This window comes from Vogesella sp. AC12, from assembly GCF_024437575.1.
Classification (GTDB): Bacteria; Pseudomonadota; Gammaproteobacteria; order Burkholderiales; family Chromobacteriaceae; genus Vogesella; species Vogesella indigofera.
In genome coordinates this window covers 71503-85834 of record NZ_JANFNU010000011.1, presented here as the reverse complement: position 1 = coordinate 85834, position 14332 = coordinate 71503, and the positions used below count along the sequence as shown (strand labels likewise).

General features: G+C 66.3%; 14 protein-coding genes. 4 read left to right on the top strand and 10 right to left on the bottom strand.

From position 1 onward, the window contains the following. Positions 1–48: 48 nt before the first annotated feature. Positions 49–789, bottom strand: coding sequence for an energy transducer TonB (locus NOM55_RS14710; RefSeq protein WP_255909303.1), 741 nt, complete (start codon positions 787–789; stop codon positions 49–51). A gap of 3 nt (positions 790–792) precedes the next feature. Then, positions 793–4278 carry a chromosome segregation protein SMC gene (gene smc / locus NOM55_RS14705; protein WP_255909302.1) on the bottom strand — a complete coding sequence of 1162 codons (3486 nt, stop codon included), beginning with the start codon at positions 4276–4278 and terminating at the stop codon, positions 793–795. 157 nt (positions 4279–4435) lie between these two features. On the opposite strand from smc, the gene NOM55_RS14700 reads away from it, so the two are divergent. Continuing rightward, on the top strand, positions 4436–4996 hold the full coding sequence (locus NOM55_RS14700) for a YqgE/AlgH family protein (protein ID WP_120809295.1): 561 nt from the start codon (positions 4436–4438) through the stop codon (positions 4994–4996). Continuing rightward, positions 4980–5420 (top strand): Holliday junction resolvase RuvX, encoded by a 441-nt coding sequence (ruvX, locus tag NOM55_RS14695; RefSeq protein ID WP_202902807.1) that lies wholly within the window; start codon positions 4980–4982, stop codon positions 5418–5420. The genes NOM55_RS14700 and ruvX overlap by 17 nt, the downstream gene beginning before the upstream one ends. 84 nt (positions 5421–5504) lie before the next feature. Here the strand turns inward: ruvX and ylqF are convergent, their stop codons facing one another. The 4 genes from ylqF to NOM55_RS14675 all read right to left on the bottom strand — a co-directional run bounded on the left by ylqF (position 5505) and on the right by NOM55_RS14675 (position 7705). Next, positions 5505–6446: a ribosome biogenesis GTPase YlqF gene (ylqF, locus tag NOM55_RS14690; protein ID WP_120809297.1), complete on the bottom strand. Its 942-nt coding sequence runs from the start codon at positions 6444–6446 to the stop codon at positions 5505–5507. Between the two features lie 3 nt (positions 6447–6449). Continuing rightward, positions 6450–6662 (bottom strand): DUF3820 family protein, encoded by a 213-nt coding sequence (locus NOM55_RS14685; RefSeq protein ID WP_047968423.1) that lies wholly within the window; start codon positions 6660–6662, stop codon positions 6450–6452. Positions 6663–6724: 62 nt separating this feature from the next. Beyond that, on the bottom strand, positions 6725–7078 hold the full coding sequence (locus NOM55_RS14680) for a DUF4870 domain-containing protein (RefSeq protein WP_120809298.1): 354 nt from the start codon (positions 7076–7078) through the stop codon (positions 6725–6727). 96 nt (positions 7079–7174) lie between these two features. Further along, positions 7175–7705, bottom strand: a complete 531-nt coding sequence (locus NOM55_RS14675) for a hypothetical protein (protein ID WP_255909300.1) — start codon at positions 7703–7705, stop codon at positions 7175–7177. Positions 7706–8045: 340 nt separating this feature from the next. Between NOM55_RS14675 and NOM55_RS14670 the strand changes: the two genes are divergently transcribed. After that, complete coding sequence (locus NOM55_RS14670; RefSeq protein ID WP_255909299.1) at positions 8046–8402, top strand: translation initiation factor Sui1; 357 nt, start codon at positions 8046–8048, stop codon at positions 8400–8402. A 174-nt stretch (positions 8403–8576) separates the two neighbouring features. On the opposite strand, the gene NOM55_RS14665 is transcribed toward NOM55_RS14670, so the two are convergent. The 3 genes from NOM55_RS14665 to NOM55_RS14655 form a co-directional block, all read right to left on the bottom strand. Further along, positions 8577–10196, bottom strand: coding sequence for an electron transfer flavoprotein-ubiquinone oxidoreductase (locus tag NOM55_RS14665; RefSeq protein WP_120809359.1), 1620 nt, complete (start codon positions 10194–10196; stop codon positions 8577–8579). Positions 10197–10292: 96 nt separating this feature from the next. After that, positions 10293–11486 (bottom strand): CaiB/BaiF CoA-transferase family protein, encoded by a 1194-nt coding sequence (locus NOM55_RS14660; RefSeq protein WP_255909297.1) that lies wholly within the window; start codon positions 11484–11486, stop codon positions 10293–10295. A gap of 163 nt (positions 11487–11649) precedes the next feature. Then, complete coding sequence (locus NOM55_RS14655; RefSeq protein WP_255909296.1) at positions 11650–12837, bottom strand: acyl-CoA dehydrogenase; 1188 nt, start codon at positions 12835–12837, stop codon at positions 11650–11652. 153 nt (positions 12838–12990) lie between these two features. Between NOM55_RS14655 and NOM55_RS14650 the strand changes: the two genes are divergently transcribed. Then, on the top strand, positions 12991–13770 hold the full coding sequence (locus NOM55_RS14650; protein WP_120809303.1) for an IclR family transcriptional regulator: 780 nt from the start codon (positions 12991–12993) through the stop codon (positions 13768–13770). Positions 13771–13862: 92 nt separating this feature from the next. Here the strand turns inward: NOM55_RS14650 and NOM55_RS14645 are convergent, their stop codons facing one another. Further along, on the bottom strand, positions 13863–14294 hold the full coding sequence (locus NOM55_RS14645; RefSeq protein ID WP_255909295.1) for a CBS domain-containing protein: 432 nt from the start codon (positions 14292–14294) through the stop codon (positions 13863–13865). Positions 14295–14332: the final 38 nt, after the last annotated feature.

Genomic DNA, 14332 nt, shown 5'->3' with positions numbered 1-14332 from the left:
AACCGCCAGCGGCAGCGCGACATCGCCGCGCGCGGAGGCCGCGGCCGGCTACAACTCGTCGAGGCGGAAGCGCACCGGGATGTCGATACTGTCCGCCACCGGCTGTCCGCCCTGCCACGCGGCGTCAAAGCGCCAGCTGCGCACGCCGTCACGCGCGGCGCGGTCGAGGCGGATGAAGCCGCTGGAGCGCAACAGCTGCACCTGCTCGAACTGCCCGCCGGCACTGACCGAGATGCGCAGCAACACCACACCCTCCTCGCCCAGCTCGCGCGACAGCGCCGGATAGGGCGGCTTCGGCGAAAAGCGTACCCGCACCGCGCGGCTTTCGCCCGTCTTTTCGCTGCCGGCGGCGGTACTGCCGTTGGCAACGCCCGGCGGCGAGGCCGCACCGGCGGCGGCCGGGGCAAGGTTGGCCGCAGCATTGCTGCCCGTGCTACTGGTGCTGGCGGACGCGCTACCTGTTGCCGCTGCGGCCTTGCCGGCCGCCAATGCCGTTGCAGGTGGTGTTGCGCTAGTCCGCGCTGGCGCGGATGCCGCCGGCGTGGCGTGGCGGGCGACCGGTGCCGGTGTCGGCGACTTGGTCACGGCCGGTAGCCGGGCGGCAGCCGCGGCAACGGCACGGCTGTCACCACGCGGTGCCGTCAGCGCCGCGGGCGCGGGTGCAGACAGCAACAGTACCTGCAAGGGCGGCGTCAGCGGCGTCAGCGCCGGCAGCGGGCGGAACTGCCAGGCAAACACAGCCAGCAGCAGCGCGTGCAGCGCCAGCGACAATAACAGCGCCGCGCGCATCGTTCAGGCCGTTTCGCGCATTTTCAGCGCTTCGACGATGTCCACCGCCACGATGCGGCTGCAACCCTGCTCCTGCATGGTCACCCCCACCAGCTGCTCGGCCATTTCCATGGTCAGGCGGTTGTGGCTGATGTACAGGAACTGCGTGTGCGCCGCCATCTGCTTCACCAGATCACAGAAGCGGCTGGTATTGGCGTCGTCCAGCGGCGCATCGACCTCGTCCAGCAGGCAGAACGGTGCCGGGTTGAGGCTAAACAGCGAGAACACCAGGCTCATCGCGGTCAGCGCCTTTTCGCCGCCGGACAGCAGGTGGATGGTGCTGTTCTTCTTGCCCGGCGGCTGGGCGATGATCTGGATACCGGCCGACAGCAGGTCGTCGCCGGTCAGCACCAGCTCGGCGCGGCCACCACCGAACAGGGTCGGGAAAAACTCGCTCATCTTGGTGTTGACCGCGTCGTAGGTGGTCTGCAGCATGTCGCGGGTTTCGCCGTCGATCCTGGCGATCGCCTCTTCCAGCGTCGCCATCGCCTGCAGCAGGTCGTCGGTCTGGCTGGCGAGGTAAGCGCCGCGCTTCTGCGCCTCTTCCAGCTCCTGCAGCGCGGCGAGGTTGACCGCGCCGAGGCCGTCGATGGCACGCGCCAGGCGCGCGATTTCCGCCGCCAGCGCGTTGGGTTTCACCGCCTCGGACAGGTGCGGCAGCAACGCCGCCTCGTCCGCCTCGGCGGTTTTCAACTCCTCGTCGAAGCGCTCGACGTTCAGCCGCGCTTCCTGGTGCTTCAGCAGCCAATCGGAACGCGCCTCGCGCAGCGCCGGCAGCGCGGCGCTGATTTCCTGCTGCCGCTGCGTGGACTGGCGCAGGGTCTCGGTCAGCGCGTTGAGCTGGTCGCGCGTGGCGGCCAACGTTTGCTCGCGCGTTTCGCGCAGCAGCAGCGCCTGCTGCAGCACCTCGTCCGGCGCCGCCTCTTCCACCGTTTCCGCTTCCATCGCCAGCGTTTCCAGGCGCTCGGCCAGCTGCAGATCACGGTCTTCCAGTTCGCGCGCGCGGCGCGCCAGCTCCGCCACCTTCTGCTCAGCGGTGTGCTGCGCCAGCTTGATCTCGTGCAGCATGCGCTCGGCGTCGCGGGTCTTGTTGCGCGCCAGCTCCAGCCCGGTCTCGGCGTTCAGGCGCGCCAGACGCGCGTCTTCCAGCTGTTCGGCCAGCTCTTCCATCTGCATCGCGTTTTCTTCGGCCAGCAGCTCGGCTTCAACAATGGTTTCCTGTGCCGTGTCGCGCTCGTCTTGCAGCCGTTGCTGTTCGGCGTGGATCGCCGCCAGCCGTGCGGCGCCCTGCCGTGCCGCCTGATCCAGCTTCACGTGTTCCAGCGTCACCGCGTTCAGCTCTGCCTCCAGTCGCGACACTGCGCCCTTCTGTGCACGCACCGCCTCGGCCAGCATGCCCAGCATCGACACCACGCTGTCGCGACGGCGCTGGGCGCTGTCGATCTGCGGCTGCACCGCGGCCAACCTTGCCGCCGCCGCGTCGCGCGCCGCCTTGCGCGCCATCATGCCGTCGCCGCTGTGCGCGGCGTTGAAGCGCACGCTGACCGCGCTGACGCGGTGGCCGTCCGGCGTGATCCAGCATTCGCCGGCGGCCAGCTCGCCACGGCGGGCGATGGCCTCGGCCAGTGTGTCGGCACAGTAGACGCCGGCCAGCCAGTCGGCCAGCGCGGCGGCAAACGGCGCGCCGGCGCTGACCACAGCCAGCAGCGGCTGGCGGCCAGGGTTGGCCGCAACGGCCGGCGATAGCGCGCAGTCGACCAGCACCAGCGGCGCCGGCGGCAGCGCGCCGGGCAAGGCGGCGGCACGGGCGGCGAGGCTGTCGCCTAGCACCACCTCCACCGCGGCGCGCCAGCGTTCGTCCACCTGCAGGCTCTGCCACAGCGCCGGCGCACCGTCCAGCTGCTGCGCCGCCAGCCAGCCGGCCAGCTGCTCGCCGGCGGCTTCGCGTGCCAGCACCGCGTCCAGCGCGGCGACTTCGGCCTCGGCGCGGGCGGCGTCGCTATTGAATTCGTGCAGCGTCTTGTCCAGCTGCTCGCGCTCGCTGGTGAGATCGGCCTGCTTGGCTTCGTCGGCGGCCAGCCGGGCGCGCACCGCGTCCAGCGCCGCCTGCGCGCGCGCGACCTCGGCATGGGCCGCTTCCAGCACGCCGCTGTCGGGCAGGTTGAGGTCGTGCAGTTCACGGCGCAGCGCGTCTTCACGCCCGGCCAGCTGCTCGATGCTGCGGCGGAGGTGCTCGCCCTGCTGCCGCGCCAGATCGCGTTCGCGGGTGAGGTTGGCGATCTGCGCCGTCATCTGCGCCAGGCGCTGGTCGGCGACGCGGAACGCGGCCTCGGCGCCGGGCAGGCCGTCGGCGCCGTCTTCCAGCCCCATCTGCGCTTCTTCCATGCGCATTTGCGCCTCTTCGCGGCGCGGCAGCCAGTCGTCCAGTTCGTACTCGACCTGGGTTTTCTGCTCCGCCAGCTGCTGGCGTTCGTTGCGGGCGCTGGCCAGATCGCGCTCCAGCCGCTCGCGGCTTTGCAGGCGGTGGCGCTGCTGCTCTTCCAGCCGCGCCAGCGTGGCATTGGCCTCGAACAGCTCCTGCTGCGCCTCGTGCACCGCATCGCTGGCGGCGTAGTGCGTCTCGCGCACGGTTTCCAGCTCGGTTTCTAGGTGGGTGTGCGCCGCTTCCAGCGCGGCTTCTTCGGTTTCGATGCGCGCCAGTTCGCTGCGCGCGGCGGCCTCGCTGCGTGCCGCTTCCTCGCGCCGCGCCAGTGCCAGCAGGTTCTGCTTGAAGGTCAGCGCGCCGCGCATGTCCTGGTAGTTGGCCGCCACCTCGGCCTGCTCGGTCAGGCGCTCGACCTGGCGTTCCAGCTCCAGCTTGAGGTCGTCGATGCGAGTCAGGTTGTCGCGGGTGTCGGCGAGGCGGCTTTCGGTTTCACGGCGGCGCTCCTTGTAACGCGACACGCCGGCGGCCTCTTCCAGATAGGCGCGCAGTTCTTCCGGGCGCGCCTCGATGATGCGCGAGATCATGCCCTGCTCGATCACCGCGTAGCCGCGCGCGCCGACGCCGGTGCCGAGGAACAGGTCGGTGATGTCGCGGCGGCGCACCTGCTGGTTGTTGATGTAGTAGCTGGATTCACCCTGCCGCGTCAGCACGCGCTTGATCGATACCTCGGCGTACTGGCCCCACGGCCCGGTGAGCTGGCCGTCGCCGTTGTCGAACACCAGCTCCACCGAGGCGCGCGACACCGGCTTGCGCGTGCTGGAGCCGTTGAAGATCACGTCCTGCATCGATTCGCCGCGCAGCTGCTTGGCCGACGATTCGCCCAGCACCCAGCGCACGGCGTCGATCACGTTGGACTTGCCGCAACCGTTGGGGCCGATCACCGCCACCAGCTGGCCGGGCACGGCGATGCTGGTAGGGTCGACGAAGGACTTGAAGCCCGCCAGTTTGATGTGAGTGAGGCGCAAGGGGTATCCAGCTCAGGAGAAATCAGTCTGCCATTTTAGCAAGCAACCGCGCCGCTGCGGCCAACCTTTATCGGCCGGCCGTCGTGCCGCGCGGCCGCGGTGGCGCTTTTGCGCGATGTCCTTTGCCGGCCATGACAATGGTTGCCATAATGCAGGCATGGATACGCTGACCCTTGCACATCATTTTCTGATCGCCATGCCCAGCATGACCGACCCGCTGTTTGCCAAAAGCATCGTCTACATTTGCGAGCACGGCGAACAGGGGGCGATGGGCATGATCATCAACAAGCCCTCCGGCCTGGTGCTGGCGCAGCTGCTGGAGCAGATCGACCTGCCGCTGGCCAACGACGAAGCCAATACCGTGCCGGTGCACTTCGGCGGCCCGGTGCAGCCGGATCGCGGCTTCGTGCTGCACACGCCGATCGGCAACTGGCAATCGACGCTGACCATCACCGACGACATGGCGCTGACCACCTCCAAGGACATCCTGCAGGCGGTATCGGAGGCGCAGGGCCCGGACAAGCTGCTGGTCAGCCTCGGCTATTCCGGCTGGGAAAAAGGCCAGCTGGAAGAAGAAATCGCCGCCAACCAGTGGCTGACCGTCGCCGCCGCCGACTGGGTGATCTTCGACACCCCGAGCGAGGCACGCTTCGACAGCGCGATCAAGCTGCTGGGCTTCGACCCGGCACTGCTGTGCACGGATGCCGGTCATGCATAAGGGCACGCTGCTGGGCTTCGACTTTGGCGAGCAGCGCATCGGCGTGGCGCTGGGCGAGCCGGAACTGGGCATCGCCACGCCGCTGGCCACCATCAGCAGCGACAGCAACGAGGTGCGCTTTGCCGCCATCGGCAAGCTGATCGAGGAGTGGCAGCCGACCGGTTTTGTCGTCGGCCTGCCCACACACATGGACGGCAACGCCCACGCGCTGACCGCGCTGTGCCGCAAGTTCGCGCAGCGCCTGCACGGCCGCTACCGGCTGCCGGTGTGGCTGGTGGACGAGCGGCTGACCTCGGTGATCGCCGAGGGCCTGCTGGAGGAAGCCGGCGTGCGCGGCCGCAAGCAGAAGCCGGTGCTGGACCAGGTGGCGGCGCAGGCGATCGTGATGGCGTGGTTCGAGGAGCCAGGCGAACGCCTCGGCTGAGCCCTGCCCCACCGCACAAAAAAAGCCCGCTGCGGTGCAGCGGGCTTTTTGTTTGCGCTTGCGGCCAACGTTGGCCGCAACGGATTAGCGGCGCTTGGCGGCCTTGGCCACGCGGGCCTCGCGCTCCAGACGCGCGACTTCCTTCTCCGCGGCGCGCAGTACCGCGGCTTCCTTGGCCGCCTTTTCCCACGCACGCCATTCGTCCGGCCGCTCCAGCGTCATGCGCCCGATGGCGCCGCTGCGGAAGTCGGACAGCACGATTTCCGATGCCTTCTGGATATTGACGCGACCGCCGGGCAGCATGCCGCCACGCTTGCGGCCGATCTGTTCCAGCACCTGCCAGTCCTGCATGCCGGCGATGTCGCCGATGTTGTAGCGCGCGTCCAGCTCCTTGCCGTAGTAGCGGATCAGGTAGGCCAGCAGCTCCAGCGCCACCTCTTCTTCATCCATCGCGTTGCGGCCCACCGCGCCGCTGGCGGCGAGGTTGTAGCCGCCCTGCGGCACCACGATCTTCGGCCACAGCATGCCGGGGGTATCGAACAGCTCGATCTCGTCGCACAGCATGATGCGCTGCTGACCCTTGGTGATGCCCGGTTCGTTGCCGGTCTTGGCGATGCGGCGGCCGGTGATGCTGTTGATCAGCGTCGACTTGCCGACGTTGGGAATGCCGCAGATCACCACCCGCAGCGGCTTGTCGATGGTGCCGCGATTGGGCGCCACGTCCATGCAGGCCTCGATCAGCTTTTGCGCCGGCGATTTTTCCGAGGCATCGAGACCGATAGCGATGGTGCCCGGCTTGCGATACCAGTTCAGCCACTGCTGGGTGACGGCCGGATCGGCCAGATCCTGCTTGTTGAGTACCTTGATCGACGGCTTGCGCTTGGCCAGCTGCGCGATCATCGGGTTGGCGCTGGAGGCCGGCAGGCGCGCGTCCAGCATTTCAATGACCACATCGATTCCGCCAAGACGCTCTTGCAGCTCTTTCTTGGCTTTGTTCATGTGTCCGGGGAACCATTGGATGGCCATGTATTATCGCTTTCGTAGTGGGTCGAGCAGCGATGACAGCCCGTTGTGATCCAGCTCCTGCATCAGCGCCAGCAGGCGGCCGATCTCGCCCGGCGGAAAGCCCTCGCGGGCAAACCAGTTCAGGTAGTGCCCGGGCAGGTCCGCGATCACGCGGCCCTTGTACTTGCCGTAGGGCATCACGCGGGTGACGAGCAGTTGCAGATGTTCGGGATTCATCGCGTTCATTCAAAAATCAGCCGCGCATTGTGCCAAAGCTGTGGCCAATGCGCAGCAAGCATTCACTGCGGCAGCGGGCGGCGCTCGTTAAACGCCAGAAAACCGCGCACGATGCGGTACACGTACCACACCCACACCGCAAAACCGGTAACAAAGCCCAGCCCCAGCAGCAGGATCAGCGGCCAGGAAACGGCAAAGCCGATCACCGCCCACCAGAAGGTGCGGATTTGCCAGGCAAAGTGGCTTTGCCACTCGGTGCCGGCGGCTTCATCACGCTTGAGGTAGTTGATGATGATGCCGACGATGGCGGTGACCCCGACAAACAGGCTTAGCGCCTGCAGCGCATACACCACCAGGGTCAGGGTTTTCAGTGTGTCGTCGGCGCGGGGTACGCGTTGCAGATAACCGTCGTCCATGTCTTCTCCCGTTCGAGCATGGCTAACAAAACCGTTACGCGGCGGCACTGCCGTCACGCCAGGCTTTGTTAGCCATGCTGTTTGTGTGCGCCGGCATCACGCCAGCTGCGCCAGTGCCTGTTGCAAACGCGCCAGATGCGCGGCCAGCTGGCGGCGCAGTGCCAGCGATTGCACCACCGGCGACGCCGCCACGCTCAGCAGCTGCTCGCCATGACCGTGGGTGCGCCACGGCCGTGCGCCACAAAACAGCGCAAACGAGCGCAATAGCGGGCAATCCAGTGCCAGTTTACGCGATAGCTGCTGCAAACGCAGGTTTACCGCGTCCATCAGCGCCAGTTCGTGGCTGGCCAGCTCCAGATGCTGCAGCGAGAACACCAGCACTCGCGCGGCCAGCCAGTCGGCGCGTTGCGGCGAGCGGCCACCGGCCGACAGGTAGGCCAGGCTGCGCACTTCGGGGAACAGCGACTCCAGCACCGCCGGCTGCGACTGCCCGGCAAGCAGGGCTTGCAGGCGGGCCACCGGGTTGCCGGGCTGATGCGAGCAGTGCTCGACATCGCTGACGATGCACAGCGCGCTGCTGATACCGTGGTTTGTCGCTGGCAGCTGCCAGCATCGATTGTTTTCCATGTTCGGACTCCGTTGGGTGCCGCAAACCGGAAACATTGGAACTGCCCAGAAACACCAATGCCGCCAGAGTGCGGCGGCATTGATTCAGGGATTCGGGGGTAAGGCTTATTCAGCCCGTGACGCGTCCTGGTGCCGCCGGAGAAGTGCGGTAACCATAATAATAAGCGTGGGACACGAAACGGATAACAGTAGCCATAGCGGACGATGATGCGCCCGCGCGGCGCCGGCTGTCAAGCCGCGTCGCCATTTGAGCTGCGCGCGATGGCGCAATACAATGCGTCATTCCTGCATCGACAGGCCAGACGATGCAGTTTTTTCGCAAACAGGACAAGGACGCAACATGAACAAGCATGCCAGCGGCGGACTGGTGTACTCCACCGAACACGGCCGCATGTGCCCCGCCTGTCGCACACCACTGGACGCCTGCGTCTGCCAGGTGGCAGCCGCACCGGCCGGCGACGGCATCGTGCGCGTGCGCCACGAGACCAAGGGCCGCAAGGGCAAGGGCGTGACGGTGATCAGCGGCGTGCCGCTGGCCGGCAGCGAACTGCTGGCGCTGGGCAAGCAGCTGAAGGCGCGCTGCGGCACCGGCGGCACGGTCAAGGATGGCCATATCGAGATCCAGGGCGAGCACGTGGCGCTGCTGATGGCCGAGCTGCAAAAGCAGGGCTGGACGGTGAAACGCAGCGGCGGCTGAAGCTTGCGGCCAACGTTGGCCGCAAGGCCACGGTGATCCGTTGCTGCGACGGCTGGCACACCAACGCCTGATCGCGAGCAGAGGGCGGCGCGGCCGTGCGTCATCCCAATCGCCGCACCGGCAATGAAAAACGCCGCCAGCGGTCTGCTGGCGGCGTGTTCGGGTGATGCGGGATTACATGTTCGGGTAATTCGGCCCGCCGCCACCTTCCGGTGTCACCCAGTTGATGTTCTGGGTCGGGTCCTTGATGTCACAGGTCTTGCAGTGCACGCAGTTCTGCGCGTTGATCTGCAGCCGCGGCTCGCCCTCTTCGCGACCGACGATTTCGTACACCCCGGCCGGGCAGTAGCGCTGTTCCGGCGCGTCGTACTTTTCCAGGTTGATGCGGATCGGCACCGACGCGTCCTTCAGTTGCAGGTGCGGTGGCTGCTCTTCGCTGTGGTTGGTGTTGGAGATGAACACCGACGACAGGCGGTCGAAGGTCAGCACCCCGTCCGGCTTCGGATAGCTGATCGGCGTGCACTCATCCTTGGGCTTCAGGCACTCGTGATCGGCGTGCTTGTGACGCAGCGTCCATGGCGCCTTGCCTCGGAACAGGTAGGTGTCGATCGCCGAGTAGATCATCGCCGGCCACAGCCCCCAGCGGAACGCCGGGCGGATGTTGCGTACGCTATGCAGCTCGTCGTGCAGCCAGCTCTGCTTGAAGGCGGCGGTATAGCCGACCGCTTCCGCGCCCTGCGCCTCGGGGTTGGCCGCAAACAGCGCGAACACCGCTTCCGCCGCCAGCATGCCGGACTTCATCGCGGTGTGGGTACCCTTGATCTTCGGCACGTTGAGGAAGCCGGCGGTGTCGCCGACCAGCACGCCACCGGCGAAGGTCAGTTTCGGGATGCTCTGCAGGCCGCCTTCGGAAATCGCGCGCGCGCCGTAGGACAGGCGGCGGCCGCCTTCGAACACGCCCTTGATCGCCGGATGGGTCTTGAAGCGCTGGAATTCCTCGTACGGCGACAGGTACGGGTTCTCGTAATCGAGGCCGACCACGAAACCGACCACCACCTGGTTGTTTTCCAGATGGTAGAGGAAGGAGCCGCCGTAGGTTTTCTGGTCCATCGGCCAGCCGGCGGTGTGGGTGATCTTGCCGGCTTCGTGCAGCTCCGGCTTCACTTCCCACAACTCCTTGATGCCGATACCGTAGGTTTGCGGATCGGCGCCGGTGCGCAGCTGGAAGCGCTCGAACAGGCCCTTGGTCAGCGAGCCGCGACAGCCTTCGGCGAACACGGTCTGCTTCGCCCACAGCTCGATACCCGGTTCGCCCTCCTCGTCACCGTTCTTGCCGGTGCCGACGTTGCCGGTGGCCACGCCCTTGACCGAGCCGTCGGCGTGGTACAGCACTTCGGCGGCGGCAAAGCCGGGATAGATCTCCACCCCCAGCTCTTCCGCCTGCTGCCCCAGCCAGCGACAGAAGTTGCCGAGGCTGATGATGTAGTTGCCGTGATTGTTCATCTGCGGCGGGGTCGGCAGCTTGATCGACTCGGTTTCGGTCAGCAGCAGGAAGCTGTCCTGCTTGGCCGGGGTGTTGAGCGGTGCGCCCTTTGCCTGCCAGTCCGGGATCAGCTCGTTCAGCGTGCGTGGCTCCAGCACCGCGCCGGACAGGATGTGGGCGCCGATTTCGGAGCCCTTTTCCAGCAGGCAGACACTGAGTTCCTGACCTTTTTCGGCAGCCAGCTGCTTGAGACGGATGGCGGCAGACAGGCCGGAAGGCCCGCCGCCGACTACCACCACGTCGTATTCCATGTATTCGCGTTCCACCGCTTCTCCTTTGCGCTGGCAGGGGACAATAAGCGCAATGATGCCAATGAAAGTGGCTGCGCGTCAAAATCAAACAAGCGTTTAAACGGTTCCGGCGGCGCGCAGTTGTGCAATTGCCACCGCGTCGTAGCCCAGATGCTGCAGCAGCGCGTCGGTGTGTTCGCCCAGCGCCGGTGGCGGCGTCAGGTACTGCGGCGGGGTGGCCGACATCTTGATCGGGCAGGCCACCTGGGGCACGTTCTGCCCTTTACTGTCGGTCATCTGCAACGCCATGTCGCGATGACGAATCTGCGGGTCGGCAAATGCCTCGGCGACGGTATTGATCGGGCCGCACGGCACGCCGGCAGCATCGAGCAGTTTCAGCCATTCGTCGCGACCACGCGCCATGAAGGCCTCGGCCAGCAGCGGCACCAGCGTGGCACGGTGTTGCACCCGCTTCGGGTTGCTGGCAAAGCGCGCATCGTCGGCTAGTTGCGGCAGTTGCAGTACCTCGCACACCGCGCGGAACTGCTTGTCGTTGCCACAGGCGAGGATGAAGTGGCCGTCGCCGCCGGTCTTGAAGACCTGGTAGGGCACGATATTGGGGTGGGCATTGCCCAGCCGCGGCGGCACTTCGCCGCCGACCAGCCAGTTCATGTTGACGTTGGACAGCATCGCCAGCGCGCAGTCGAACAGTGCCATGTCGATGTACTGGCCGACGCCGGTGTGGTGGCGCGACAGCAGTGCCGCCTGTACCGCATTGGCGGCGTACAGGCCGGTGAACAGGTCGGTGACCGCGACGCCGACCTTGTGCGGCTCGCCGTCGGCTGGGCCGGTGATGCTCATCAGCCCGGACATGCCCTGCACGATGTAGTCGTAACCGGGCAGCTCGGCGTAGGGGCCATCCTGGCCAAAGCCGGTGATCGAGCAGTACACCAGCCGCGGGTTGAGCTGTTGCAGGCTGTCGTAGTCGAGGCCGTACTTCTTCAGGCCGCCGACCTTGTAATTTTCCAGCAGCACGTCGCATTCGGTCGCCAGCTGACGCACGATCTGCTGCCCGGCCGGCTGGGTGATGTCGACGGTGAGCGACTGCTTGCCGCGGTTGGCGGCGAGGTAGTAGGCAGCGGTACCGTCCGCCAGGCTGGGCGGCGACCAGTGGCGGGTATCGTCGCCGCTGCCGGGGCGCTCCACCTTGATCACTTCCGCGCCGAGATCGGCCAGCAGCTGCCCGGTCCACGGCCCGGCGAGGACACGACTCAGATCCAGAACCTTGATACCCGACAATGCGCCAGCCATGATGCTTCTCCTTTGCGGCCAACCTTGGCCGCGAAAAAAATGGCTCGGTTACACCGAGCCCTAAGGACAGACAGGAACCAACTCGCGCCGCTGGTGGAGGCCGGCGGCGGTACATCACACTCCAGGCGCACGGGACACCCTTGCCCGGTGCGCCCGCAAGCGATCAGGCAAACGCCTGAATACCGGTCTGGGCGCGGCCCAGAATCAGGGCGTGTACGTCGTGCGTGCCCTCGTAGGTGTTGACGGCTTCCAGGTTCATCACGTGACGGATGATGTGGAATTCGTCGGAAATACCGTTACCGCCGTGCATGTCGCGGGCAACGCGGGCGATGTCCAGCGCCTTGCCGCAGTTGTTGCGCTTGATCAGGCTGATCATTTCCGGCGCGGCACGGCCTTCGTCCATCAGGCGGCCGACACGCAGCGCGGCCTGCAGCGCCAGGCTGATTTCGGTCTGCATATTGGCCAGTTTCAGCTGCACCAGCTGGGTGGCGGCCAGCGGACGGTTGAACTGCTTGCGGTCCAGCGTGTACTGGCGGGCACCGTGCCAGCAGAACTCGGCGGCGCCCATCGCGCCCCAGGCGATGCCGTAGCGCGCCTTGTTGAGGCAGCCGAACGGGCCTTTCAGGCCTTTGACGTGCGGCAGCAGTGCGTCTTCGCCCACTTCCACGTTGTCCATCACGATTTCGCCGGTGATGGAGGCGCGCAGCGAGAACTTGCCCTCGATCTTCGGCGCCGACAGGCCCTTCATGCCTTTTTCCAGCACGAAGCCGCGGATCTCGCCGTCGTCGTCCTTGGCCCACACGATGAAGACATCGGCGATCGGGCTGTTGGTGATCCACATCTTGCTGCCGTTGAGCACGTAGCCGCCGTCCACCTTGCGGGCGCGGGTCTTCATGCCAGCCGGGTCGGAGCCGGCATCCGGCTCGGTCAGGCCGAAGCAGCCGACCCATTCGCCGGTCGCCAGTTTCGGCAGGTACTTGTCTTTTTGCGCGTCGGTGCCGTAGGCCCAGATCGGGTGCATCACCAGACTGGACTGGACCGACATCGCCGAACGGTAGCCGGAATCCACACGCTCCACTTCACGCGCCACCAGGCCGTAGGCCACGTGCGACAGGCCGGCACAGCCGTGGGTGTCGATGGTGCAGCCGAGCAGGCCCAGCTCGCCCATCTCGCTCATGATCTCGCGGTCGAAGCGCTCTTCGCGGTTGGCCGTCAGCACCCGCGGCAGCAGGCGCTCCTGGCAGTAGGCGTAGGCGCTGTCGCGCACCATGCGTTCTTCGTCAGTCAGCTGATCGTTCAGTAACAGTGCGTCATCCCACTGAAAAGGGGCGCGATTGGATGCTGCAGCCATGTGGACTCTCCTTAAGTAATTCCGCATTGCGGAATTACGTTCTACAATGCAAAATAGACTAACAACTCGGCCAGACGCTGTAAAGTTTTTTCTTGGTCGATATAAGGCGGTGCACTATTCTTGCCACTCATCCAGAAAGAGAGCCGATTGCCGATGTCGTCAAACCCTGTTGCAGACGAGGAAAAAGACCGCCTGTTCGTCGGAGCGCTGGCCCGTGGCCTGCGCGTGCTGGCGGCGTTCCAGCCCGGCGAGGGCGCACTGTCCAACCAGGTGCTGGCGCAACGGACCGACCTGCCGAAATCCACCGTGTCGCGGCTGACCTATACCCTGACCAAGCTCGGCTACCTGTCCCAGGATCACGACACCGGCTACTACCGGCTGGGGCTGGCGGTGCTGGCGCTGGGCTCCACCGTGCTCGGCAGCTACGACATCCGCCGCGTCGCCTCGCCGCTGATGCGCGACTTTGCGATGCAGCACACCATCTCGGTCAGCCTCGGCATGCGCGACGGCACCGACATCGTCTATCTGGAAACCTGCCGCAGCCAGGCGCGGGTATCGGTGCAGCTCACCGTCGGCTCGCGCGTGCCGCTGGCCAGCACCGCCATCGGCCGCGCCTGTTACGCCATCCTGTCGCCGGCGGAGCGCGCCGCGCTGGCGCCGGAGCTGGCGCAGCGCTACAGCGGCGACTGGCCGGCCGTCGCGGCGCGGCTGCAGGCCAGCGGCGAGCACTACGCGCAATACGGCTACAGCGAATCGTTCGGCGAGTTCGAGCGCGACGTGATGGCGGTCGGCGTCGCGCTGCCGTCGCCGGTGCCGGGCATGCCGGTGGTGTGCCTCAATGCCAGCGGCCCGGCCTTCGCCTTCAACGCCGACACCATGCGCCGCCAGATCGCGCCGGCGCTGATGCAGCTGGCGCGCCAGATCGTGCCCTGAGCCGGCAACCGTCCCGACAAACACAAAAGGTTGGCCGCAAGCGTTGCGGCCAACCTTTTGTGGTTTTTACGAGGCGGCGGGCGCCGCCTGTCTCAGGTGCGGATGTACTTCACCAGCTGCTCGATCACGAACTGCTGCTCGGCGATGGTGGCGTGCACCAGGTCGCCGATCGACAGCAGGCCGATGACACGGTTGTCCTCCATCACCGGCAGGTGGCGGATACGGCGCTCGGTCATCAGTGCCATGCACTCGCCGATGCTCTGCTCCGGGCTCACGAAGATCACCTTGCTGGTCATGATGTCGCGCACCCTGGTGCCGGCCGAGGTGCGCCCCAGCAGCACGATGCGCCGCGCATAGTCGCGCTCGGAGAAAATGCCGACCACATCGCCCATCTCCATCACCAGAATGGCACCGACGTCGCGCTCCGCCATCACCTGCAGCGCCTGGAATACCGTCATTTCCGGCCCGACGCTGATCAGCTCCTTGATTGCCTTGTTTTCCAGCAGTTGTCGCACTGTTTGCATGCCGCCCTCCCCCTTGATGACCGCCCGGCATATGCCGG

Coding starts and splice junctions, on each gene's coding strand:
- NOM55_RS14650 (WP_120809303.1), top strand. CDS start 12,991: ATGTCGTCAAACCCTGTTGCAGACGAGGAAAAAGACCGCCTGTTCGTC.
- NOM55_RS14670 (WP_255909299.1), top strand. CDS start 8,046: ATGAACAAGCATGCCAGCGGCGGACTGGTGTACTCCACCGAACACGGC.
- ruvX (WP_202902807.1), top strand. CDS start 4,980: ATGCCGGTCATGCATAAGGGCACGCTGCTGGGCTTCGACTTTGGCGAG.
- NOM55_RS14655 (WP_255909296.1), bottom strand. CDS start 12,837: ATGGCTGCAGCATCCAATCGCGCCCCTTTTCAGTGGGATGACGCACTG.
- NOM55_RS14645 (WP_255909295.1), bottom strand. CDS start 14,294: ATGCAAACAGTGCGACAACTGCTGGAAAACAAGGCAATCAAGGAGCTG.
- NOM55_RS14700 (WP_120809295.1), top strand. CDS start 4,436: ATGGATACGCTGACCCTTGCACATCATTTTCTGATCGCCATGCCCAGC.
- NOM55_RS14660 (WP_255909297.1), bottom strand. CDS start 11,486: ATGGCTGGCGCATTGTCGGGTATCAAGGTTCTGGATCTGAGTCGTGTC.
- NOM55_RS14710 (WP_255909303.1), bottom strand. CDS start 789: ATGCGCGCGGCGCTGTTATTGTCGCTGGCGCTGCACGCGCTGCTGCTG.
- NOM55_RS14665 (WP_120809359.1), bottom strand. CDS start 10,196: ATGGAATACGACGTGGTGGTAGTCGGCGGCGGGCCTTCCGGCCTGTCT.
- ylqF (WP_120809297.1), bottom strand. CDS start 6,446: ATGGCCATCCAATGGTTCCCCGGACACATGAACAAAGCCAAGAAAGAG.
- NOM55_RS14675 (WP_255909300.1), bottom strand. CDS start 7,705: ATGGAAAACAATCGATGCTGGCAGCTGCCAGCGACAAACCACGGTATC.
- NOM55_RS14685 (WP_047968423.1), bottom strand. CDS start 6,662: ATGAATCCCGAACATCTGCAACTGCTCGTCACCCGCGTGATGCCCTAC.
- NOM55_RS14680 (WP_120809298.1), bottom strand. CDS start 7,078: ATGGACGACGGTTATCTGCAACGCGTACCCCGCGCCGACGACACACTG.